Below are 23103 nucleotides of genomic sequence, written 5' to 3' on the forward strand. Positions count from 1 at the left end.
AGTAAAAAAAAATCGGCTACACAAGGTTTCGAACTTGTGCAGCCGTTTTTTTGTGTTTTCAGACCATAGATCAGCGATACAGTAGACCTTCTCTAGCCCTCTGCATGTACTACGTAATGCGCTTGAATACGGCTGTTGATCCACTCTCTCTTAGACAACAACCATGAGGCGTCTCTTGGATAGTTACTGAATGTAATAGGCTCCTCTAGCCCTTCCTCGAGCGCATCCAGTACATATTCGCGTCCATAGATCTCTTCAAGCAGACGTAGTGCACGTAAATCCTGCAAAGCTTCTTGAAGCACCTCAAGACGTATAGATTCAATAGGTCCCTCCGCTCCTGGATACACCAAGTAGGCATCTCCAGAAGGGAATGCAGCATCCGCATCTGTAACCTGAAACGGATCAAGCATCTTTACAGCATACTGAGAATACCAGAAGTTGTAGCCCCAATGCAGAAATCCTGTGACATCATATTTGTAGAGCTGAATTCCCAGGATACGGTTACGGGCAGAAGGCATACTGAAGAACCGGTTAGATACTCCCTTGTCCTGAGAACAGCAATAGTACGTCCATAAAGGAGTTACTTCATGCTCAAGAAAAGGTCTAATATGGTCATTCGCTGGTACTGGAATTTGTACTAAACCTCTGGAGTAGAAGTCATAATCGGATAAGGCATCAATGATCGGGAAATCAGGCAGCAGCTCCCGCACAATTCGGCTGGCATTCTCGTATGATTCGAGCTGACTTATATTCGGTTCATCCGAAACGTGAAAATAACTGTTATGCTCTAGCCCATGTGCTTTGATCCAAGATGTTAACTCCGGCAAGAGTTGCTTTAAAAAACTATAGTATTCCTGGCCAGCAGCATCCGTCTCCCAGCCAAAGATCCGCTTATACTCCCCATTTACAGTAGCCATAATCTTTGGAGCATGCTTCGCACCCCACTGTGTGAACAAGTGAGAGAATTCGAAATATTGGATCCCGTTCTTCTGACATAAATCCACCCATCTCTTTAATCGATCAAAGCCAAACTTATACTGTTGCCCATCCAACACTTCAACATCCAACAACTGAACGGTCGGACGCTCCCAGCCTACTTTTGTATCCAAAGGTGGGGTGAACAAAGGTGTAAGCAGCATGTTCACTCCATGTTTAACAGCCGTCTCCACATATCGATCTATTAGTTGCCAGTGCTCTTCGCTAAACACTTCGACTTGATACTGCGTTGCAAGGCAGTCTAAATGGAACCATTCCGTATGCAGCAATTTCTGCTCAGGCAGACGTGCTGGAATTAATTCCAACTCAAACTTCTCCATTCCTAAGGATTCGCCTGTGGCATTCTCCAAATGAACTACAATCGGATATTTGTCTGGATTCACCTTACCACTCGGTTCTACGGTGATCCAGATGGCCCGCCATTGTCCTGGTAAAGCAGCCAAAGTCTCACCTTCAGCTAAGGGATACAGGGGGTCAGGATATAGTCCCGGCGTAGACCGCAGAACGTGTTCATCATGGTCTGGAAATACAGGTAATTCAGAAGGAACAACGCCTACCCGCCTTACCGAAATCGATTCGGATAACGCTGACTCAATCCGTACTTGAATTCCTTTAAGCAGTCCGTCTGTGCGATAGGCAACTTGAAAGGAAAACGTCTCATTTAACAGAGCGCTCCCTTGCTTCGTTTCTTCATGTTCAGTCCATTCTTGGTCAGGAAATATTTTAACTAATGAGCTAACGATGCGAGTTTCAAACTTTGGCATGATTGAAGTCTCTCCCCTTCTAGCTTGTCATATTGAAGTGATGAAAGCGTTTTAATTCCTCTACCTCATCTTCTGCAAGCTACCACCTACTTCCTGCAATGAATGAATGAATGAAAAGGCACTTTTTCACCCGCTTATTGAAATTTCAAATAAATCCTTCAACCGTAATCTAATGCTGCAACTTTGAAACTAGCCGTTCGTCAGTATATAAAATAAGTGTTTAAAGGGGAGTTCATCATGAAAAAAGGGGTTCGGTTGCTTGCCGTTACGGTGTTTGCTCTCAGTATCATACTCGGTTTCCGTATACCGGATGTTTCTGCATTAAAATGCGCTTCACCGAGGCCTATAATTGAGGAAATGGAGTATTCTACACTTACATTTAAGGGTACTCTTGTTGCTGAATCCAATAATATTCTAACCTTTCAGGTATCCGAGTGGTGGAAAGGAGATTCTTCTCAATCCAAGGTCATGCTTCACTCGAATTTTTGGACCCCTTTTGAGCGTGGAGAAGAGTATGTCGTGTTTGCTGGTAATCAAAATAAACAATTAAGCCCGCTACTGTGCGGTAATACCGGTCCGGCAAAAGACGTGAATACCGAACTGCTTGGTCCCGGTACAAGTGTGATTCAGCCTATAAAATCGGAAGGGATTGAATTTGAAGCAGCCGTACTTGGGACGCTGATCATCATGATTATGAGTGCGATCGGTGCGATTCGGAGATTTTTTTGACAATGTAGATCCTACTCGAAGCAACAAGCGTTATTAGCCCCTTATGTCATTTTCAACAAACCCTCCAATCGGGTAACAACTAGTACACTTTTTTCGAACCACACGCTCTTTTCTTACGTAATAGAGGACTAAGATACACTATTCTGTTACCAGGAGGTATATCCATGAAACAATGGCTGGGGATCACCCTTGTGCTCCTACTCTTATCCGGCTGCTCGCTAGTGGAGGAAGTAAACAATTCGCTGGACTACACGGAACAGGCTACTACCTTTGTGAACGAAGCAACTCAGTTCGCTGGAACGATTCCCGATCTGGCACAGGAAGCTGCGAATAACCTGGATGCCAAGGAGAAGCTGACCGAACAGCTTGAGAACATGAAGACACACATTGCTGAGTTCAACGGGTTAGAGGCTCCTGCATTTGCCCAGAACATTCACGAAACTTTAGTCGGTTATAACGAAACCTTAAGCGGGCAGATCGACGAGTATCGAACTCAAATCGAGAACGGGATCACCGATTTCAAGAACACGGAAATGGCGCAGACGCTGAGCAACATTCAAGAAACGATGGACCAGATTAAGAATCTGGCTCCATAAAAGAATAAGACAGGATAAAGGTCAGATATCTTAATCTGATGCCTCTTCCTGTCTTATTTTTCGGCGTCTTACTATTCATGACTCGGATAAAGCTCGTTCAAGAAACTTACGGATTGGTTAATCAAGGCTTTCAACACGTCCGTATCGATATCTGCAAGCTTATTGATGTATACACACCCTTTTCCAGCGGTATACTTTCCGAATTCCTTTAACAACTCATCACGCTTTGTATCTCCTGTAGCAAAATACAGACTGATCTTCGCTTTACGAGGAGAAAATCCGACGAGCGGTGCATCTCCTTCGTGTCCGGTCTTATATTTATAATGATAAGAGCCAAATCCGATAATGCTCGGTCCCCATATCTTCGCTTCGTAACCTGTCGTTTCCGTAAAAATGTCCAACAGCCGGTACGCATCCTCACGTTTCTTGTGGCTATCTACATTCTCGATAAACTCCAGAACACTGTGATCTGTTGGTTTGGTTTTCGGTTCATACATTTTCGCAGTCACTCCTTATGTCGTAGATATTAATAAGTATCTCCAAGCTCGATTGCATTCAAAAGAAAAGGTGTCCCCTCCAAATAAGCCTTTATGTATGCTTGGGCAAGAGGCTGCTCTTGAATCAATGCATCCGTTTCTCTTGGATCAGAGGCGTGATGGCAATAGTTCTCAATCATAGCCATGATGAAAAAGCACGCCAGATGTTTCAAGTAATCGTTGTCGAGATTACGGACACTTTTATAACCTTCTATAAACGCATGCCTTGGCTTCGTATGAAGCCCCACAAGCGCCCCACCCATATCGAACAGAAAATACCCGTAACCACACATTCCGAAATCAATCGGATAAGGCATTCCATCGTTAAAAACAATATTGCCTGGATGAAGATCTGCATGGATCAATCCAAAGTTATGAACTTCTGGTCGCATGATCGAAAGCTCTGATACAATCTTGTTGGCCGCAGCCTGATATAATGCCCACCCCTCGGGCGAGAGAAAACACGAATGATATCGCTCTAATCTATTCATTTTCCTTCTGAAACTGTCAGCATCCCATGTAGGACGTACAAAATCAGACGGTGGAATGAAATTTACAGCTGCCTCGTGCAGCTTCCCCATCAATCGTCCCATGTGATAAGCTTGGCTCTCTGTAATTGCACCACTAGCATGTTCTCCCTCAACCCAGTGCATCATCGTAATAAACGGACGGCGATACCCTGCTTCTGTCTCCATCTCCAAGACATGTGCTCCATTACGACTTGCCACGCCGATCGGGACCGCTAGGTCACTGCATTGGTTCAACGCCTGAAGAAACTTAAGCTCAGAGATGATCTCTTCTTGGCTCATGTGATCCGAATGAATTCGGAGCAAGTAAGCTTCCCCGGTGCTTGTCTTTATTTTATATGTAATCGTATCGGAAAGTCCGATAAATTGAATCTGTTCCCATGCCAAATCATACTGCTGGAGCGCCGAAAGCGCGACGCCTCGTGCCCGGTTCAATAACGAATTCCTATGAGCAGCGGTATCGAATTGAAAAAATGATCTCATCTTCATTCCTCCCATAATGGTTAACACGATGACTCCATTGTGAGGCAGTTATCTCCGAGATGATAGGTAGGGAACGATTAGAACGATGTTTTACATAAGTCATATTGAGATGAAACCACAAAGAGCCACGTCAGCTTCCATACTTCAGCGTGGCCCTCGACATTTATTTCTTGGCATACACAATCTTCTTAATACTTTCAAAAGAAAGACAAAACTGATCTGCTAGTTGGTCCATCGATATACCGCCGGAATACTGCTTACGAATCTCTTCATTCCTGCGTTTTATATAGACTCTGGCACCCGTATTCTCTCCCCACTTCTTCCTTGATCCTTCCGGCTTCGGGACATAAATCATCCCACCATTCACATATTTCTGGATTTCCTTCAGAAGTTCTGCCGGAAATACCTCATCCGCATTCATATATTTCATACTCGCTCTGCTCCTTAAAAAGTAGTTGATTTCTAAGGTCGCAAAGTCTGCACGATAATTCATATACCCATCTCGGATTTATTAGCGGTTATGAATCATAGGCTCCATACATACAACCGCCTTGCTTATCGCACAAACCTGCATGGAGCGAGCTATCAATCTCACCATATAGTACCCCTCCCTTCTGGAATATTATCTCAAGTATATAATATAAGTGGACCTTATTTATATATGCTTCTAGGAAAAGGATTCCTCAAACACAGTGTGGAATATCACTTCTGAGAAGCAACATTATTCCTGAAAGGGGTATTCTATTGTCTCAAGTACAATCGTTAATTGATGAGATTCATTATTTCCGTATTCCAGTCATTGATTTGGAGAAATCTGTACATTGGTATACAGAATGCTTAGGGTTCTCATTACGGAGCATGACAGAAGAATTAGCAGTTATCGAATTAAATGCGGGTCCCTTATTAGTTCTGGTACAAGCAGATCGTGAATCACGCGGGCACTTTACTAAAAATGGACAACCGGAATTTGCAGTCGGATTCACCAGCCCTAATATTCATCTCTTACGCGAAAGGCTGGTTGAACATGGAGTCATCGTTGATGAAATGAAAGAGGATCATGGGCATTTGTACTTCCACTTTTTTGACCCGAACGGAAACAAACTACAGGCTCATTGGTAGCTTTTCGCAAAACAAAATAACCATTTGACTGAAAAAACCGCCTTACAAAGGCGGTTTTTCTTTTGGCTAATAATCAATACTATGATCTTTTTAGTTAAAAACAACTGCGTCGAGCGAATATGCTCCTGCACCCATCAAAGCAACAGCGAGTGCCACCGCAATAATGAGTAGGTTCAACTCATATCCATTAGCCGTTGCCCAATAACCGTTCTGTCCATGTACTTTCACAATAGCTCCAAGCATCGCAAGGATAATTAGTGCTGCACCCAATATCGTCAAGAATCCTGCAGCAAACAGCAATCCACCGACAAACTCCATTAGACCAGCAAGCACAGCCATGGTCACACCAGGCTTAATACCGATGGATTCCATCCAGCCTCCTGTTCCCTTTGGACCATAACCACCGAACCAACCGAACAATTTCTGCGCACCATGCGCTGCAAAAGACAAACCGACAACCAGACGAAGAATAAGCAAACCGAGTTCCATATTCATTATTATTTCCTCCATTATTTATATATTATGGTGATACATATAATCACTTTAAAAATCTTTATATCAAGATATATTTCCAAAAAAAAGTCGCTACAACATAAACACTTCGAGCTTACCCCTTTCCATCAACTAACTTTTGTATAGTTAATATCAACTTGTATAAATGTACTTTATTTAAGCTTAACTGTCAACCATTTATATATATCTTTTTTTGTTACCATGTATTGCGCCTTGGGATCACACTCCATATAAAAAGCGTGCAGATACTAGTCTGCACGCTTCAGAACCCCTCTTCTATTTCACAAACAACGCGGAGCCTGCACTAGTCTTCACCTGCTGAGGCGTATCGTAGTATTCTTTCACTCCAATTCCGAGTTGGCCCATCTTATTATTATAGCCGTACACCCACAGCTTCCCTTCAAGAATCCAGTACATATTACTGTCTGCCGTCTCAACAAAAGATACATTTTTATATAAGTTATTTTGCTTCGTAACCACTGCTGTGTATCCAAAAAAGAGCATTTCTTTGTTCTTTGTAATAAGGAGTCCCCCGTCACTACTTAGTGACATTGACTGAACATTCAGATTTTTCCCCACCGAGGTTACCTCACGATCTGTAATCCGTATAGGTTTGTCGGTTATTTTGTTCGGGCTATACATCTGCGATCCAACGCGATGCCCTAGCTGCCTTGCGGTATTATCTCCCCATGCCCATAGATCATTGTTCTTGTCCATCGCGACCAGATAATCTCCATTCGCTTGTGCAGCGGACACGTTAACGATATTTTTAAATCCGGGCATCACCTTCGTCTGTGTCTTCCCCTTAATAATGCTATTGTTCCAGAACCATAATGTACCGTCCTTCTTCACGGCATATCCACGAAATCCACCCATCGACACGGCTTTAACATTGCTGATCTCGATTTTACGATAATGATTGTGTACATATTGTGCAGCCGCACTATTATTCCAAGAGACGCCGCCTAACTGATATACATTGCCACTCTTCGTCAATACTGCAACTGATTTCTCATACACTTGAATGTCGGCAATCGGTTCAGGTACGAGGTCGATAAGCATTGGCGTTCCGGTTACCTTTTTGATCCCGAGCCAGTTCAAATCTCCCCAGCCGAATAGTTCACCTTTATTATTCAGAAGCAGTGAGAAGTTGTCCCCTGCCTCGACTTTCTTCACCTGTTCAAAACGTCCCAAAGACACAGGGGCTAAAATCTCTGCGGTATCTCCCCCACGGAGCTGGTTCTTCCGGTTATCTCCCCAGCCATACACCATTCCATTCTTACTTAGAGCAATCACATGCGATTCGCTAGCCGCTACGCTAACAGGTGATGGAATCTTAATTACACTTGGCTCGTAAGGGATAGCGATGCTTGAGCTTACACCTAATTGCCCTCCGTTGTTCGCTCCCCAACTCACTATAGAGCCGTCTTTTTTGATCGCCAAGTAATGGTCCGATTCAGAAACGGAGGAGTCTCCGTAAGCCAAGGCTGTCATATCCTTCAGACCAGAATTAGCCTTGCTGTTGAGGGTGTCCGATCCGGTATTCCACGAATACATACGTCCATTGTTTTTCAGTACGGCCGAGGTATCTTTGAATATACCAACCACATCATCTGCCACTTTACCTGGGATTTGAACGAACACTTTATCCGTATTTAAATAAGACCAGAATTCAAAGGTTCGGCTAATCATTAACGGTCGCCCGTTCATGATACTAATCTCTTTCATGGCTGGAAGACCCGAAAGCTTCTGGGGAATGACCGTGTCTATTCTTTCATGCCAGTAGCTTTCTGAACCGTCCTTATTCTTTTTCGTAATATTGCTCTGTTTGGTAGGACTTAGGATGATACTCATATCCCCCCATGCCCACACGTTACCTGACTTATCGAGAGCCATAAAGTTATCTCCATAAAGGTTGTGGTAACCGATCAGAATCTGTACTATATTGCTCAGCTTCTTCACTTGCGTCAGCTTTACGGTAGGCTTTGCGCTCTTTCCTGTAGCCGAGGAGCCTGAGCCCTTCATAATTTCCCATTTCGTAACCGTTCCATTCTTGTTCAGAATGAGACCATTTCCTTTGGAATCAATAGCTATTTGAGCAGCACCCTTTAATTGGGTAACCTTAACCGGAGTTTCGGATACACCATAAATGCCCCAAACCCACACGATGCCTTGTTCAGTTAGTGCTCCTGCAGCAGACCCATTGGCTGTAATTTGCTTCACACTTTTTACCGATTGTACCATTTTCGGAAGGCGCCACTGCGTGTCTCTGCTTGCACTACTCTTGCCAGTCAACTCCGGAGGGACATTCCCCCATGCCCATAGAGATCCCTTTCCATCCACGGCATAAGAAATTCTGTCTCCCGCTGCAAATTTATTCTTGTTCTGCATGGTTTGCTGCCAAAGAGTATCTGAATTCTCTGGAACGGGTGGTAGCTCTTCTTCTAAATCTGAGTCATTTTTATATGGCTCATACCAGTCAGGCTTATCGAACAGATCAGAGGTATCACGGACGGGAATCGGAAACTTTGTGGTGTATCCGGACTCTTTTCCATGTGCATTCTTTAGGTTAATTCCGATCTCTTTATTAATAACCTTGCTCTTATCCACCGGAGGCGTAACTAATGAAAAGTATCCTTTTTTATTTACAGTCGCAGATGTCTCGGAAAGGATTGTGTTTACATATTTCAGGCTGTTCCCTTCCTTCACAAATTCACCTGTAGAAATCTCAATCTTGACCTGTTCACCAACGACATCAGGCGCCAGCCCCTGAACACTCAACGAATCATCCGAGTTCTGTTTCACTTCGAACGTATAATGGACTTCTTCAGCTTGTACACTCGCTCCATTGCTTCCATTCAACATCACGCTCATAAGAATCACGAACACCAATAGTGTTCTCATCACCATACCGATACACCTCAAACCCAATCTCCCCTGTTCTATATTACCTTGTTATAAGAATCATTAAGTGTATCGGCTGAATGCATGCATAAATGTATAGCTCCAAATTAGATAACCAAAAGCGCACAGATGAGGTCTGTGCGCTTACAACTACACCTGCTTCACAACAGGAATATAAATCTCCATAACGGCTCCCGTCTCTTCATGACACCGCTCATCATAGAATTCAAACTCCACTTTATCCGGAGCGTACTCGTAACCCGACCTAGGGAACCAATCTTCAAAAATATATCTCCATGTTCCAGCCACCGTCTGTACGAATCCCTGATTGGCGTAATCCGCCGGGGGCGTCGTGAACACCGCATAGGTTGCTTCCGGCACCACTCCCTTGAACAATCCTTCCTCTCCAGACGGCAACTCATCTCCTTTAACTGCAGCAACATATGTGAAACTACCTGTCTCCATGTCGACTGGAAAGCATACAAAATACTCACCGTGCTCCTTCGGCTGAACCAACTCATACAGCCTGGCTTCTAGTCCCGTGATATCAAAATGGCTCCAGAATGCTGGAATTTCACGATCCTTACGATCTCGCTCCACCGTGGTTTCAAGCGCATAGCCGATAATGCTAAATGCCGGCTTCGTTACGATTTTTGGCTCCAATATAACGCCCCCTGTAACTTGAAGTTTCTTATATAGGGTAAGATCGACCTTACCCGGAATCTGTCCACTCGAGTGCTTACGATACTGCTCTGGGGAGCAGCTATAAACCTTCCGAAATGCTTTACCGAATCCCGCATGCGTCTCAAATCCGTACTCCATCGCAATGTCAATGACCCGCTTACCCTTAGCCAGTTCAGCCGCCGCGTGAGCAAGACGTCTTCTTCTGACATACTCCATGACAGGCAAGCCGACATATGCGGCAAAAAGTCTGTAAAAATGGTACGGTGAAAAGCCTGCAATGTCGGATAGTTCCTCCACCGTTATTTTGTCTTGAAGATGTTCCTCAATATAATCGATACTCTTCTGAAAACATTCCATGTAGCTCACGCAAGCACGCCTCCTTAAGGTAGGTAACTGTATTGTATCATCGCAGTTCACTCCAAGGCTGATCTAAAATTGTCATCTTTAGTGTGGAGAAGAAATAGACACAATAAAAAAAACGGCGAAATCGCCGTTTAACTATTGCCTATTTACCATTTAGGAAACTGTGGATTCACATCCCCTAATAGGTGTTAGTACACCGCCATCCATTTCGCAGACCGTATCACAGAGCACTTCAATATCCTCTGCATAATGGGATGATAGAATAATCGTAATACCTTGCCGATTCAGTTCCTTCAGAATCTCTCGGATCTCAAGTACGCCTTGTTTATCCAGTCCATTCATCGGTTCATCCAGGATAAGCAGCTTGGGTTTCTCCATTATTGCTTGAGCTATACCTAACCGGTGGCGCATACCTAGTGAATACTTACGCACATGCTTCTTACTGTTAGGGTCCAGCCCTACTCGAATCAGCGTCTGGCGAATATCATCATCCGATATTTCACGACGTATTGAAGCCAGTAATTTCAAGTTTTTAAATCCACTTAGTGAGCCGATGAAACCGGGGTCTTCTATAATAATGCCGATGTCCTGCGCTGCCGCTGGCCTAACAGGCTGTCCCTTGATTAAAATTTGACCGGAACTAAGCTGCATGAATCCACAGATGCATTTAAACAGGACCGTTTTACCCGATCCATTACGGCCAATAACCCCATGAATTCGTCCTGTCTCAAATGTAACTGACACATGATTTAATGCCGTTGTTTCCTTAAATCGCTTCACGGCGTCCGTAACTTCTATCATATTAGCCGTCATAAGGAGGATCTCCTTTCCTGAACATCAACATCCTTCATGCAATACACTTTTACTGAAATCATACTCATTAGTGCAATGGCCCCGAACAAAAAACTTATAGCATACAATGGAGTTGGCATTGAACTTGTATTTCCCCAATCCAGATAGAACATGCTTGTCCAACTGAGTGGTGATATATAGTAAACCATATTTCCAAAAGATAGTTTTCCAACATAAACGGCAAAGTAAGCGATACATGTAAATACACCAGCCGCAATGAGTCCGCTTAGTCTACCTAGCACTACATTGAAACAAAAGATAAGTACACCCATAAATAACGATACAAGCCAGAACAAACCGAAACTAATCAGCATCGCCTCCATAGCAGAGAACATACTGATGACTGGATCTTTTATATAAGAATATGATTCTATATTGTACTTAGCAGGACTTCCTGGATCATATGCAAGCGTCTTCAACACAGCTCCCCAATCCAAAGAGAACTTCAGATTCGGAATAAGCACTACCATCGACATAAGAACAAAAAAGGCAGTATATAAGAAACTCGTAATTAATATATATAGAAGCTGTCCTAAAACCCAGTTTCTTCGACTCATGCGTACCATGAGAAAAGGAGTATGACTGTCCGTAAATGGTGCGTCGCTAAACAACAATGTTGTCAGCACTCCATAAATCGTAAATATAATAGGCATCGTCAGTAAATAAGGGAACACCCATGGGGTTACATTCACACCTACAGCAGATGCGTAATCAGATATCCAAGCAAATATCCAAATCGCAAATGCCAAAATAATAGCGGCAATCGTATACATCCGAGGTGTCACTGACCATTTTAGTAAATTAACACGGGCACATAGCCATATTGTTGTCCAATTAGTCATATTGCACCCTCCTGCGAATCTGAACTACGGTCCCATATCCCATCAACAAGCATAGAACAATTACAGTCCCAAGCTTAAGAAGCAGCGACAATAAAGGTGACCCCGCATGATATGGTCCTTCCACAATCCAAACTAAGCTAAGAAATTCCGGTATCCCCCATGTTCTTGTTAATCGGAAGAGAATAAAATAAAGTACAATTGGAGCTGCTAAAGTTGAGAAGGGATTAGGAAAATACGCAGAAATCCAAAGTGCCGCTACGGCGAATAAAGCCGATGACAACGACATATGAAGAGCATAACTAAGAAGATAAGTTACTGGCATCCCTGCTTCTAACAATGGGGCATACGGATCTCCCGAACTATTCAAATCATTGTATAAAGGTAACTTAACAAGGAGCAGAATAGCGTATAACAATATACCTGAAAAGGTAGCTAATATACCGGTAATCGCACTAACAAGTACCTTAGATAAAGCGTAATTACGAATCCCTGTACGGATCATCCAAAAGCCTGCAGAACGTTCCTCCCACTCCATTGCAAAGCTCATGGCAAATGGAAGCAAAGGTAAAACGCCCATAATAAGTACCATATTTCCGCTACCAGATATCATGAATACGGATACGACATCGGAGTCTGAATTCATCATTCCGAAGGATGTCAAGAATAGTACAGCTATAACACCAAGCACGCTGAATACAAAACGTCCCGAGAATAGAGACCGGTAGAAGTTCGTTGCCGTCAGGGATAAGAATTGTTTCACCTGTATATCACCTCATTCCCGACAGCTTGTCACCAGTGATTGCATTGACAACATATTGACCGTAATCATCGGATTGATAGTTTCCTATGCCCTTGTCATCTGCGTACTGAGGTTTGGTGATCGTAAATACCCAGGCAGGTATCAAATCAAATATAGCTTCTTCCTCTTTTCCCTTAACGGGAACAGACACATAGAGAAGTTCTGCCGAGGATACTTTGGTTCCCTCCTCTAGGATTAGATCCTTATATTCCTTTAGTAAGATCTTCATGGCATCCACTACACTGATTAAAGATTCAGGCTCCCCAGACTTAGCGTTAGGAATATCAAAAAAATGTCTTGCTGAAATATTGCTAACTCCATCCTTCTGATACGTAACGGTAAGGATCGGATTGTTGCTCATAACATTACCTGCAGCACCTTCCGCAGTACCCTTTCCCAGAAACCATATTGTACTATTCACAGGCAGTTCATCGATTTGTTGGCGAAAATAAAACCTGTAGCTCTCGTCTTCTGCAGTAAAATCATACGATTTCACTTCCTCTTCATTCATCATCTCCTCAAGATAATAGTTATAATGTTCTTTCATCGTCTTCAAATCCATAGCGTATGATTCCACGAGTTTAGATTTAGACAAGCCAATCGATGACAAAAGATGCTCTACACTTGCCAATGCTTCAGCATAGCTTGCGAAGGATAGGTTCGCAGATGATGAATAATCACTTCGTTTCATACTTCTAAAAAATTGTTCTGTCGTGTTTGGTGGTCCAATGGTATTAGCAATTAATTCTGGTTTATTCTGATCACCGTCTTTGATTACCATATAACTCAATCCACCATTCGTAGCTCCCTTAACTCCAAAGCTCCTTCCACCATCTAAAACAGTAAGGTATTCATCCTTGGAGGAGGATTTCGCTATGAAGTATGGACCTTCAGCCATAGGTTTTTGTTCAGTGATGTCATTACGCAGAAGCTCTTTAGCTACCGTGTCTGGATCAAGCTCAAGAAACGTAGCCGTGTACTTCTTCGCAGAAGTTACAGTAGACACTTTTGTTGAATCAAAGGTAATTGAAAGATTTTTCGGCATTTCCACCGATCCTAGATAGGTGTTCAAATCTAATTGTTCTATGCGTTTGGTGTCTCCTGCTGGTTCATCACAAGCAACCACAAGTAATAAAATTAAAACCATAAATAACATAGAGATTTTTCGCATAGCTGAACATTACCCCTTTAGAACTTATTAATGGTAAAAATTTGTCGATTAATATAACAAACACCATTCGGTGCATTTTGGTTACGCTCTGAATAAAAAATTAAAAATGCCAATATCGTTCTCTATTAGAGTGAATTCCACTACACAAAAAAACAGGGAGCCCTCTAGGCCCCCTGCATTGTAACTTTCTAATAACCTAACTACCTTAATCACCCTATTCCTTACTTACTTCAAACTCGACCAAATAATCTGCTTCGTACCCAGCACAGACTCCGGAATCCACGAATACACAGAAGGCACGAATAAGACGACAACCAGCTTCTCAACCGGATCAACGAATAGCGCCGATCTTCCCGAACCTTCTAATTGGAACGTCCCCTGCGACTCGAAAGAAAGATGATCAATCGCAAGATCGAGCCCTAGGGCATGACCCTTATCTTTAATCATGCCGCCCCAGTGGTAGGCTGGAACATTGAACAAATGACGCCGAGTTAGCAGTTCTACCGACTTTCTCCCTAGAATACGCTGACCCTCGAAGCTTCCTCCATTCAGCAGCATTTGTCCGAACTTCCACATATCATACAAGGTCGAGTATAGTCCACTGTCCGAACGTGGAGGCAGCGAAGCATCCCATTCTTGGTCTGACAGCCGCTCGACATCCCGCTCATCCACCGTACACACTTCCGAATGAAGCTCTACAGGGACATCAAAGAAGGTCCGATTCATACCTAGTGGCTGCAAAATATGCTCCTTCACATAGTCTTCATACCGCTGGCCCGATACACGAGTAACAATCTCTCCAAGTAGGGCAAATCCTACGGTTGAATAGTTATAAGCTTCTCCCGGTTGACATACGAGCGGTCCCTGCAGCACTTTGGGAATCCAGTTCTCCATTCCTCTCGCACCCCACCACTCACGCGGATAAGGCTCATTGTAATATCCATTAACCGGCATAATACCAGATGTATGTGTTAAAAGGTGGTACAGTTTAATTCCTTGGTGCATCGGATTATTAAACTCTTCGAGTATGGTAGCTACTGGCTGGTCGACGTACAGTTTACCATCCTCTATCAACTTCACAATGGATACACTTGTGAACGCTTTCGTAATTGAGGATAACTTCCTTATCGAATCCGGCTGCAAGTCCCCTTCACCGCTTGTTCCATGGAGTGCTCCCATCGATCTCCAGGCGGCAACCTTGCCCTCATGGGCTACGAGATAACTCGCTGCTTGAATCTTCTTCTGTGATATCAGCTCCTGAAAATGTTGATCTAGCTTACCCAGCTGCCTTGAATCCATATGTACTTCTTCAGGTGATACCTCTGTTGTTCCTTCTATGACGCGCCAAGTATCAGTTAACATATCCAACCACTCCCCCACCTTCCTAAATTTCGGAATAATGAACATATTTTAACCAACCGCGCGCCCCGCGTCTATACGTGAACGAAAATAAAACCGATAGCTTTATGCCACCGGTTCATCCACTCGTTCTAGCCTATGTCCATGCCCATAAGAATCCGTCTCGATCCCATGCAATCCGGCCACCGTGCAGTTTCCGAAATGCCTTCTTCACGTCTTTGGACAGCGATGAATTTCCGTTATCATTAACAAAAACAAACTGCTCTCCGAAGTGTGACTTTACGTATTCAATCGCATCTTCCTGTCGCAGTGTGCCTGTGAACTTGATTTCATTCACCATCCACTCTGCAACTTCCTGTGCCGTCACTTCCACGAGCTTCACCTCCCTGTCATCCTAGGATGCCTGCTATGATTATAGCATACCCGTAAGGTACCTCTCGGGAAGATAACAGAAGATGTTCGCATACTACATATCGTATTTGAAGACGGTCCCCATAATGGTCGACGACGGACCATATTGCTCATAGGCTTCCACCGCATCATCCAGCGGAACGATTCGGGAAATGAGCGGCTGAATCGCTATTCTCTCTTCTGCAAGCAGACGTATGTATTCCGCCACATTCCTTCCTTCTGTCCAGCGAACGAAGCCCATGGGGTAGTCTTTATTGTCAAATTCATAACCCCGGTCATAACGCCCGGGACCTCCAGCCCTTGAAATAAGCACCTGTGCCTCTTTGCCGAACATCAGCTCACGCGAGAAATTCATGGTCAGATCCCCAACAACCACAACCTTCCCTTTATCCCGAATCCATTTCAATGCCGAATTGATTAAGGCTTCTCCCGGACCACCCGCACACAAAATCACACTATCCGCACCATATTCACCTGTAGTAACTAGGATCTGCTTCTCCAGCTCTTCCTGGTTATCATACACATGATCGATATGCTGCCGCATCTGAAGAATCCGTTCTTTGTTCAGATCCAAGCCAAGCACCTGATTCGCGGCTGCTGAAGATATTTGCGCGATGATCTGGCCCAAGATACCAAGACCCACCACAACCGCCGATTCTCCAAACCGGAGATCCGCTATGCGTAATGCATGAATGGCAATCGCTCCAAGTCCTGCAAAGGCCGCTTCTTCTGGACTTACATGATCTGGAACAGCAGCTGTCAGATTGGACGGTACAACAAGCTCTTCAGCATGGCGTACATATGGCGCTCCATAACAAGCAACCCGTTGTCCCACCTTAAGACCCGTGACCTGATCACCTAATTCTACAACGACACCTACTGCGCTGTAACCGATTACAATCTGTTGCTCTTTAGAATTCTTGATCATACTCATTTCTGTTCCGGGACTAATAGCCGAATATTCTGTACGGATACGTACATGGCCAGACGGAAGAGACGGCCTCTCAATATGTGCAATGGCTACCTTCCCGAACTGTGCGACAACTGCTTTCATCATCTTTTGTTCCTCCTATCTCACCCTATTTCCCTGTGTTCTTTCGATATTCGCTAGGTGAAACTCCGCAGTACTTCTTAAACGTTGTTGTAAATGTGGAAGAATTCGTATACCCCGTCTTCTCACCGATTTCTGCTATGCTGAGATCGGTATTCGCTAGGTATTCTCTGGCGTGAGATAATCGAACCTTATTAAGATACTCCACGTAGTTAACCCCAAAGGTCTTTTTGAAATAGTTCGAGAAATACTTCGAGCTAGTATCTAGTACCTCAGCCATATGATCCAAGTACAGATTCTCCATATAATGAAGCTCAATATATTGGGATATGAAGGCTGGATTTAACTTACTCTTCGAATCATGGTTCTGCATGGCAGCGATCCGTCGTAGCCCTTCCATCAGAACCTCGCGAATTTCCTGATAGTTATAAGCACGATGCAGCTTCTCTATGATTTCTGTTTCCAGACGGAACAACTCTTGGCGATTATCTTCCGATGAATTAATTTGTTTAAGTACGATAAAAAACATCGACTGCGCAATATGTAGCATCTGGTGATAGTGAATGCGTAAACTCGCATTTTCCTCAATAATTTTATCGACGATCTCCAGCGCCTCGTCCGTTTTACCGGTCATAAGACAGTTAGACAGCTTCTCCATTTTTTGCAGTGGGAAATGAATCCCCGGTACAAAACGGATGGCTTCTGTATCTGTCACCCATTCCTTCCTGTTAACGTTCCGATACAGAAAACCATTCTGGATATCCTGGTAGGCTTCGCGGCAGTTGCTAATCTTCGAGTCAAAGACTCGACTAATACAGCCCCATACTTTAAAGGAGCTGAATGTTGTTTGCTCAACCTGCCGAATATAGTTCTCGTAATGCTGAAGTACCTTCTTACGATCCGATGGATGATCCATTCCCATAAGCATTAGAAATTTAAGATGATCTTCATGAAATACGACGACATGAGCTAGATTCTCCTGAACACCACTTTGAATAAGCTCCGTCATTTCCTCCACCGACAGTTCTAGCTGTTCATTAACTTCTACCGGTTGAAGATAAATCGCCGCCATGACAAAGTATCTGCGCTGAAATAAATAGGCATAATGATTCTGCATCTGTAATTCATATTCTTCAGAGTGTCGATATCCATCAAGCGTCTGCAAGAACACACCTCTGCGAATCTCGGAATCTACAAGTCCCATCTGACTCTTAAGGGATTCGTTCTCCCGCTGCATTTTGACAATTCCACTCTGGATTTTCACAAAATCATTACCTTTAACATTAGAACCCCCAAGAACCTTCAGTATCCCCTTCACTGGCCTATATAGATAGATACTAAGTAAGACTGACAAAATGACTGCCAGCACAATTGCGCCATACATGATCCATTGGTTCGCACTTGTCACCGAGTGAATGTTCTGAAACTTGTAAGGTAGCTTATTAATATAAATAAATCCGTTATAATCCGACTTATAAAAGTTATATTCGAAATTCTCATGCGTCAGTGACGCCTCGCTTGATGGGTTGAAATACACATCGTTCAGAATTTTCACGAGATCCAGATCCTTCTCTGTGCTGAGAATTACATTTCGGTTCTCATCCAGTACCATGAGGGATGCATCTGGGATCATACCTTTTAGATCGATACTGTTTAATAGTTTGTTTACATTGATTAGTACCATCAATTTCTTATTAGACATTCGAATATTGCTGCTATCCACCGCTACTATTAGGTTCTTCTTATGCCCTGCAGTCATTTCAGAGTAAGTTTCAACAGGAAACACAGTGAAATCATGCTCCGAGCGAAGGAAATTGTTCCAGAATACGGAGTTATATTTACCCGACATGTATTTTCGGTCGAATAATGCCTCCATGCTACTCGTTCCATGTGGAGTAATTGCCAGCTTATAATCGTAAGTAATAATGGCATCCTCTACAAAATCCATCGTGGACACCATACGGCCCAGACTGTCCTGCAGGTCTAGAACCTTCTCCATATCCGGCTTGCCATCACTGTCCATAATCTGCTCATACGGCAGTGCATGAATGTTAAACATCAGGTTGTTAATGGAAGTGAAGCTGCTATCGAATGACTGAATAATATTTTTGATGACCATTCGGTTGTTCTCTGTCACCTTCTCGTATATACCAGAAATCGAATTCTTGTATACGATGTAGTTGAATATAAACATGATGCCGACGACCAGCTGCAGAGCAAAGAAGATTTGCAACAGTCCTCTGTTAGCGATCAATCGATTCATATGGATCACCTCTCTTGATGTCCCTTCATTAACACCATGTTATACTCAACCCGGCTGTACGTCACCCTTTTTCGGAACCAAGCATAACCCCTTTGGCAAAATACTTTTGTGCAAATGGATAAAGGAGAAGCACCGGTATCATCGACAGGACGATTGTTGCATTCTTCATCGCCTGTGGAGCGAGTGCGGCAGCATCCACAAGATTCGTATTGTTGTTGTTATCTGCGAAGATTAGCATATCCCTTAGAACGACTTGAAGCGGATACATCGTAGAGTCATTCAAATAAATCAGTGGAATAAAAAAGCTGTTCCAATGGCCCATGAAGTAGAAAAGTCCAATTGAAGCAAGTGCTGGCTTAGATAACGGGATGATAATCTGGAACAGAATACGATATTCTGATGCCCCGTCTACTACAGCAGCCTCTCGAAGCGATTCCGACATATTCTCATAGAAACTCTTTAGAATGATCAATTCAAAAGTCCAGATTGCATTCGGTAGAACCAAAGCCCATACGGTGTCGATCAGTCCTAATTCTTGTACGATCAAATAATTCGGAATAATACCAGGATTCAGAAACATCGTGAGAATGATCGCCAGCAAGAAGAACTTACGACCGAAGAAATCTTTACGAGCCAGTGGATAAGCCGCAACGGCTGTAAATAACAGATTAATCGTTGTTCCAAGGGTCGTATAGAAAATCGTGTTAAGATACGCACGTGGAATACGATCATCCTTAAGCACCTGCGCATATGCATCCAGATTGAACCCTTTAGGCAGTAATGTTACCTTCCCTTGAAGCACGGAGGCCGTGTCGCTAAATGAAACTGCTGTAATATAAATGATCGGATATAAGACAACCACCGAGAGACACAACATAATAATCCCGTTGATGACAGAGAACAGCGAGAAGTCTTTTATATTCATTTTTTTACTTACCACAAGCCATTCCCTCCAATCTTTTTACTCATGAAGTTCGAGGAGAGCAGCAACACCATGGCTACGACGGCTTCAAACAACCCTACGGCTGCGGCATAGCTATAATTGGCTTCCAGAATCCCCTTCCGGTAAACGAAAGTAGAGAACACATCTGCCACTTCATATGTCATCGGATTATAGAGTAAGAGAACCTTCTCATAGCCGATGCGGAGCATTTGGCCAGTCTTCAGAATAAACATAATAATAATTGTCGGCATAAGAGCTGGAATCGTGATCCTAAAAATCATATGACGCCGCTTGGCACCATCGACCTTGGCCGCTTCATACAGCGAAGGACTAATTCCTGCAATAGCAGCCATGTAAATAATAGCTTCGTATCCGGTATGGGTCCAAATGTCAGAAGCGATATAAACCGGACGGAACCATGCCGGATCTATTAGAAAATAAGTCTTCTCAAAACCTAATGCAGCAAGAAGCTGGTTGATAATACCGTTGCTCGGTGATAGAAAGTCAATCAGCATACTACTAATGATAACAACGGACAAAAAGGACGGGAGGTAGCTAATCGTCTGTACTGATTTTTTGAACCATTTGATTCGTACCTCATTGAGCAGAACAGCCAGAATGATCGGAAACGGAAATGAAAAAACGAGTGAAAGCACGCCAAGTGTTAGGGTATTCTTGAACAACAGCCAGAAGTCCGGACCGCTGAAAAAGTTAATAAAGTGCTTCATCCCAACCCATGGGCTCTCCATTATGCCGGTAAACACGCTGTAATCCTTAAAAGCAATGAGCATACCGTACAAAGGTCCGTAACGGAAGATCAGATAAAATAAAAAGCACGGTATAAACAGGATCAATAGCTGGCGATCGCGTTTCATATGCTGAAATGCTGTTAGCTTCCGACCTGTAGCCGTCCTTTTAGGTGGTTGTTCCCTGCCTGTTTCGATGCCGGCGCGTGCCATGATGTTACCTCCTTTAGATAAGGAGCAGCACCCAGGGCAATTCCTCCCGAATGCTGCACTCACCCTTATAGTTACCAATCTCAGATAGCCGTAAGGCTGTTGTTATTATTTCGTGGATGCATCGAAACGCTGTTGTGCGGCGTTGAAAATCTCAACCATTTTATCAGCACCTTGAGCAGCAGCCGTTTTTTGCCATTCAGCCCACTGCGCATCTCCATAACCTTTGTTCAGGACATACTTGGAATTAAACTCGTTAGAGCTCTTCTCAAGATTCACTTGAAGCTCAGCAATTGTAGCGGATTCTGCATCGGTAAAGTTAAGTACCGGATCTAGTGGCTCAAAGCTGTTTGCTTTCATACGCTTGTCTTGAGCTTCTTGTTCCTTCTCGGTAAAGTTGTAATACACACTTCTTCTATCTGGATTCAAGTACATCCCTTCGAGCCACAGACCATATCTATCTTCGAGCACGCTGATATCCACTAACGGTAAATCTGTCAGCTCAGGATAAACGACTTTGTCGCCTTCCATCTTGAACGTTTCACCTTCTACCCCCATCGTAACGAGCGTTGCACCGGATGGGCTAGTCAGATAATCGAGCAATTTCAAGGCAGCTTCCTTGTTATCATTATTCGTTACGGTAATCCCAAAGCTGGCATCAATTTTTGGAAGACTCATACCGTTACCCGTCGGTCCAACCGGATTTCCATATCTCAAATCATATTTAGGGTTCGTGTCTTTGATCTGGTTGTAGAACATGTCAAGACGTCCAATCCAGTCGTACGTTACAAACGCTTTATTGCTTGTTGTCATTTTGGAAGTCCAGCTTTCCTGTGTATCCGTCAGGAATTCAGGATCGAGCAGCCCCTCTGTATAAAGCTTTTTCATGAAGTCCAGCATCTCTTTATGTTCAGGTTGAATACTTGCGAATTTCCACACCTTAGCTGATTCATCATAATAAACCGGATAGTTCGCACCACCGATTCCCCAACCGTACGCCCAGTCACGGAAAATGTACTCTTTATTTTTGGATGCATAAGGATAAGAATCTGGATATTTTTCTTTCAGCGTCTTCAAAGCTTGATAGAATTCTTCTGTATTCGTCCATTCCTTGATGCCCAATTCATCAAAAATATCCTTCCGGTACATAAAGCCATGGTTTACATCCCGGTTCAGGTTGTGAATCGGCCAAGCATATAAATTTCCCTTCTCATCACCATAAGAAGAAAGAACCGAAGGGTTCTCTTCCATGTATAACTTCTTAAAGTTCGGGAGCATATCTGCATACTCATTAATTGCTACAACCGCATTTTGCTTGCCAATCTTCTTCAGCTCATTCGGTTTAAGTCCGTGGAAAATATCCGGCAATTTACCTGAAGCTACAACTACTCTTAACTTATCCTGAAAAGTTGCCTTGGAATAAGCCTGAAAATCAATAGTGATTCCTGTACGCTTCTCGATTTCTTTTGCGATAAGAGATGTGTTCAGATCTGTTTTGTCACTTGGCAGCATCCAAGTAATCTTGGTAGGCTTGTCGACCAGTGGCAGTGTCAGACCGCCCGTATCTCCATATTGGTTCGGATCTACAGGTGCTGTTTCTTTAGGTGGTGTATTGCCCCCTGCTTCGGGTGCGGGTTCTTTACTTCCACCGCCTCCACCACAAGCTGCTAGTAATGATGCAAGCATCGTTAACACAAGCGCCATGCTAAACCATTTTTTTGACATTTCTGTTCCTCCCTAATGGATCATCCATAATAATGGTGAAACTTTGTAAAATCTCGTTTGATTAACCCCCAGCATTTTTAATCAACATCTCATGCAACTTTAGATACCATTTCTGAAATTGTACTGAACTGCCTCCCTTCGTGATGAACCACCCCGCTTTATATAAGGTTGAAATACATCAAATGGTAGACAACCTTTTTCCGAGTGCGAAGTTTCATTTTTCTACCCATCCACATCATAAAAGCGCTTTCAATTTTGGTAAAGAATTGTATTTCACCAGCCTGTGATTTCGTGATCTCTTCTTATGCTAAATATCAAAAAATGGCTATGTATCAAGGGTTTAAGTCGTGTGGAAAATGCTAAAGAGGTAGAAATACAGAAAAAAAGGACTGATTCCCGCACGAAATCATTCCTCAAAACAACTCATTTTCCTAATTGAAACTTTCACCAATCTCCCATATCAGAGAAGGGTTAACTGGATATATTCCGTTATGATGTAATTAGGGATTAGGAAGGT

The 23103-nt window shown here is 43.4% G+C and carries 21 protein-coding genes; 3 read left to right on the plus strand and 18 right to left on the minus strand.

The annotated features are described in order from the left end of the window. Positions 1 to 92: 92 nt before the first annotated feature. On the minus strand, positions 93 to 1760 hold the full coding sequence (locus tag AC3WJJ_RS17025) for a DUF4091 domain-containing protein (RefSeq protein WP_492542511.1): 1668 nt from the start codon (positions 1758 to 1760) through the stop codon (positions 93 to 95). A 237-nt stretch (positions 1761 to 1997) separates the two neighbouring features. Between AC3WJJ_RS17025 and AC3WJJ_RS17030 the strand changes: the two genes are divergently transcribed. Then, on the plus strand, positions 1998 to 2489 hold the full coding sequence (locus AC3WJJ_RS17030; RefSeq protein ID WP_492542512.1) for a hypothetical protein: 492 nt from the start codon (positions 1998 to 2000) through the stop codon (positions 2487 to 2489). 164 nt (positions 2490 to 2653) lie between these two features. Then, a complete protein-coding gene (locus AC3WJJ_RS17035) occupies positions 2654 to 3085 on the plus strand; it encodes a DUF6376 family protein (protein ID WP_492542514.1) in 432 nt (143 codons plus the stop codon). Between the two features lie 71 nt (positions 3086 to 3156). Here the strand turns inward: AC3WJJ_RS17035 and AC3WJJ_RS17040 are convergent, their stop codons facing one another. The 3 genes from AC3WJJ_RS17040 to AC3WJJ_RS17050 all read right to left on the minus strand — a co-directional run bounded on the left by AC3WJJ_RS17040 (position 3157) and on the right by AC3WJJ_RS17050 (position 5061). After that, a complete protein-coding gene (locus tag AC3WJJ_RS17040; RefSeq protein ID WP_492542516.1) occupies positions 3157 to 3582 on the minus strand; it encodes a DUF1801 domain-containing protein in 426 nt (141 codons plus the stop codon). Between the two features lie 29 nt (positions 3583 to 3611). Further along, the gene (locus AC3WJJ_RS17045; RefSeq protein ID WP_492542518.1) at positions 3612 to 4631 is read right to left on the minus strand and encodes a phosphotransferase enzyme family protein; all 1020 of its coding nucleotides are present in this window, start codon (positions 4629 to 4631) and stop codon (positions 3612 to 3614) included. Between the two features lie 163 nt (positions 4632 to 4794). Beyond that, positions 4795 to 5061, minus strand: a complete 267-nt coding sequence (locus tag AC3WJJ_RS17050; RefSeq protein WP_422659492.1) for a CD3324 family protein — start codon at positions 5059 to 5061, stop codon at positions 4795 to 4797. A 314-nt stretch (positions 5062 to 5375) separates the two neighbouring features. Here AC3WJJ_RS17050 and AC3WJJ_RS17055 point away from each other — a divergent pair, with 314 nt between their 5' ends. After that, a complete protein-coding gene (locus AC3WJJ_RS17055; protein ID WP_492542520.1) occupies positions 5376 to 5750 on the plus strand; it encodes a VOC family protein in 375 nt (124 codons plus the stop codon). Positions 5751 to 5840: 90 nt separating this feature from the next. On the opposite strand, the gene AC3WJJ_RS17060 is transcribed toward AC3WJJ_RS17055, so the two are convergent. The 14 genes from AC3WJJ_RS17060 to AC3WJJ_RS17125 all read right to left on the minus strand — a co-directional run bounded on the left by AC3WJJ_RS17060 (position 5841) and on the right by AC3WJJ_RS17125 (position 22586). Further along, positions 5841 to 6245: a DoxX family protein gene (locus tag AC3WJJ_RS17060; protein ID WP_492542522.1), complete on the minus strand. Its 405-nt coding sequence runs from the start codon at positions 6243 to 6245 to the stop codon at positions 5841 to 5843. 294 nt (positions 6246 to 6539) lie between these two features. Continuing rightward, positions 6540 to 9167 carry an RCC1 domain-containing protein gene (locus AC3WJJ_RS17065; protein WP_492542524.1) on the minus strand — a complete coding sequence of 876 codons (2628 nt, stop codon included), beginning with the start codon at positions 9165 to 9167 and terminating at the stop codon, positions 6540 to 6542. Positions 9168 to 9317: 150 nt separating this feature from the next. Next, the gene (locus AC3WJJ_RS17070) at positions 9318 to 10208 is read right to left on the minus strand and encodes a GyrI-like domain-containing protein (RefSeq protein WP_492543072.1); all 891 of its coding nucleotides are present in this window, start codon (positions 10206 to 10208) and stop codon (positions 9318 to 9320) included. A gap of 159 nt (positions 10209 to 10367) precedes the next feature. Further along, positions 10368 to 11027 carry an ABC transporter ATP-binding protein gene (locus tag AC3WJJ_RS17075; RefSeq protein ID WP_492542526.1) on the minus strand — a complete coding sequence of 220 codons (660 nt, stop codon included), beginning with the start codon at positions 11025 to 11027 and terminating at the stop codon, positions 10368 to 10370. After that, complete coding sequence (locus AC3WJJ_RS17080) at positions 11024 to 11908, minus strand: hypothetical protein (protein WP_492542528.1); 885 nt, start codon at positions 11906 to 11908, stop codon at positions 11024 to 11026. Before AC3WJJ_RS17080 ends, AC3WJJ_RS17075 begins: the two co-directional genes overlap by 4 nt. Continuing rightward, complete coding sequence (locus tag AC3WJJ_RS17085) at positions 11901 to 12668, minus strand: hypothetical protein (RefSeq protein ID WP_492542530.1); 768 nt, start codon at positions 12666 to 12668, stop codon at positions 11901 to 11903. Before AC3WJJ_RS17085 ends, AC3WJJ_RS17080 begins: the two co-directional genes overlap by 8 nt. 7 nt (positions 12669 to 12675) lie before the next feature. Continuing rightward, positions 12676 to 13878, minus strand: a complete 1203-nt coding sequence (locus tag AC3WJJ_RS17090) for a hypothetical protein (protein WP_492542532.1) — start codon at positions 13876 to 13878, stop codon at positions 12676 to 12678. Positions 13879 to 14103: 225 nt separating this feature from the next. Further along, on the minus strand, positions 14104 to 15240 hold the full coding sequence (locus tag AC3WJJ_RS17095; RefSeq protein WP_492543073.1) for a serine hydrolase domain-containing protein: 1137 nt from the start codon (positions 15238 to 15240) through the stop codon (positions 14104 to 14106). Positions 15241 to 15373: 133 nt separating this feature from the next. Then, positions 15374 to 15610, minus strand: coding sequence for a DUF6953 family protein (locus tag AC3WJJ_RS17100; RefSeq protein ID WP_422659484.1), 237 nt, complete (start codon positions 15608 to 15610; stop codon positions 15374 to 15376). A gap of 93 nt (positions 15611 to 15703) precedes the next feature. Continuing rightward, positions 15704 to 16702 carry a zinc-dependent alcohol dehydrogenase gene (locus AC3WJJ_RS17105; protein WP_492543075.1) on the minus strand — a complete coding sequence of 333 codons (999 nt, stop codon included), beginning with the start codon at positions 16700 to 16702 and terminating at the stop codon, positions 15704 to 15706. A 25-nt stretch (positions 16703 to 16727) separates the two neighbouring features. Next, complete coding sequence (locus AC3WJJ_RS17110; RefSeq protein ID WP_492542533.1) at positions 16728 to 18962, minus strand: helix-turn-helix domain-containing protein; 2235 nt, start codon at positions 18960 to 18962, stop codon at positions 16728 to 16730. Positions 18963 to 19023: 61 nt separating this feature from the next. Then, positions 19024 to 19887: a carbohydrate ABC transporter permease gene (locus tag AC3WJJ_RS17115; protein WP_492543077.1), complete on the minus strand. Its 864-nt coding sequence runs from the start codon at positions 19885 to 19887 to the stop codon at positions 19024 to 19026. Positions 19888 to 19895: 8 nt separating this feature from the next. Beyond that, positions 19896 to 20864 (minus strand): ABC transporter permease, encoded by a 969-nt coding sequence (locus tag AC3WJJ_RS17120; protein ID WP_422659481.1) that lies wholly within the window; start codon positions 20862 to 20864, stop codon positions 19896 to 19898. A 105-nt stretch (positions 20865 to 20969) separates the two neighbouring features. Then, positions 20970 to 22586, minus strand: coding sequence for an extracellular solute-binding protein (locus AC3WJJ_RS17125; protein ID WP_492542535.1), 1617 nt, complete (start codon positions 22584 to 22586; stop codon positions 20970 to 20972). Positions 22587 to 23103 lie beyond the last annotated feature (517 nt).

The sequence above is a fragment of the Paenibacillus sp. FW507-14B1B genome (genome assembly GCF_058781425.1).

Coding starts and splice junctions, on each gene's coding strand:
- AC3WJJ_RS17080 (WP_492542528.1), bottom strand. CDS start 11,908: ATGACTAATTGGACAACAATATGGCTATGTGCCCGTGTTAATTTACTA.
- AC3WJJ_RS17075 (WP_492542526.1), bottom strand. CDS start 11,027: ATGACGGCTAATATGATAGAAGTTACGGACGCCGTGAAGCGATTTAAG.
- AC3WJJ_RS17120 (WP_422659481.1), bottom strand. CDS start 20,864: ATGGCACGCGCCGGCATCGAAACAGGCAGGGAACAACCACCTAAAAGG.
- AC3WJJ_RS17050 (WP_422659492.1), bottom strand. CDS start 5,061: ATGAAATATATGAATGCGGATGAGGTATTTCCGGCAGAACTTCTGAAG.
- AC3WJJ_RS17110 (WP_492542533.1), bottom strand. CDS start 18,962: ATGAATCGATTGATCGCTAACAGAGGACTGTTGCAAATCTTCTTTGCT.
- AC3WJJ_RS17090 (WP_492542532.1), bottom strand. CDS start 13,878: ATGCGAAAAATCTCTATGTTATTTATGGTTTTAATTTTATTACTTGTG.
- AC3WJJ_RS17070 (WP_492543072.1), bottom strand. CDS start 10,208: ATGGAATGTTTTCAGAAGAGTATCGATTATATTGAGGAACATCTTCAA.
- AC3WJJ_RS17105 (WP_492543075.1), bottom strand. CDS start 16,702: ATGAAAGCAGTTGTCGCACAGTTCGGGAAGGTAGCCATTGCACATATT.
- AC3WJJ_RS17095 (WP_492543073.1), bottom strand. CDS start 15,240: ATGTTAACTGATACTTGGCGCGTCATAGAAGGAACAACAGAGGTATCA.
- AC3WJJ_RS17030 (WP_492542512.1), top strand. CDS start 1,998: ATGAAAAAAGGGGTTCGGTTGCTTGCCGTTACGGTGTTTGCTCTCAGT.
- AC3WJJ_RS17035 (WP_492542514.1), top strand. CDS start 2,654: ATGAAACAATGGCTGGGGATCACCCTTGTGCTCCTACTCTTATCCGGC.
- AC3WJJ_RS17125 (WP_492542535.1), bottom strand. CDS start 22,586: ATGTCAAAAAAATGGTTTAGCATGGCGCTTGTGTTAACGATGCTTGCA.
- AC3WJJ_RS17115 (WP_492543077.1), bottom strand. CDS start 19,887: ATGAATATAAAAGACTTCTCGCTGTTCTCTGTCATCAACGGGATTATT.
- AC3WJJ_RS17040 (WP_492542516.1), bottom strand. CDS start 3,582: ATGTATGAACCGAAAACCAAACCAACAGATCACAGTGTTCTGGAGTTT.
- AC3WJJ_RS17065 (WP_492542524.1), bottom strand. CDS start 9,167: ATGAGAACACTATTGGTGTTCGTGATTCTTATGAGCGTGATGTTGAAT.
- AC3WJJ_RS17060 (WP_492542522.1), bottom strand. CDS start 6,245: ATGAATATGGAACTCGGTTTGCTTATTCTTCGTCTGGTTGTCGGTTTG.
- AC3WJJ_RS17025 (WP_492542511.1), bottom strand. CDS start 1,760: ATGCCAAAGTTTGAAACTCGCATCGTTAGCTCATTAGTTAAAATATTT.
- AC3WJJ_RS17045 (WP_492542518.1), bottom strand. CDS start 4,631: ATGAGATCATTTTTTCAATTCGATACCGCTGCTCATAGGAATTCGTTA.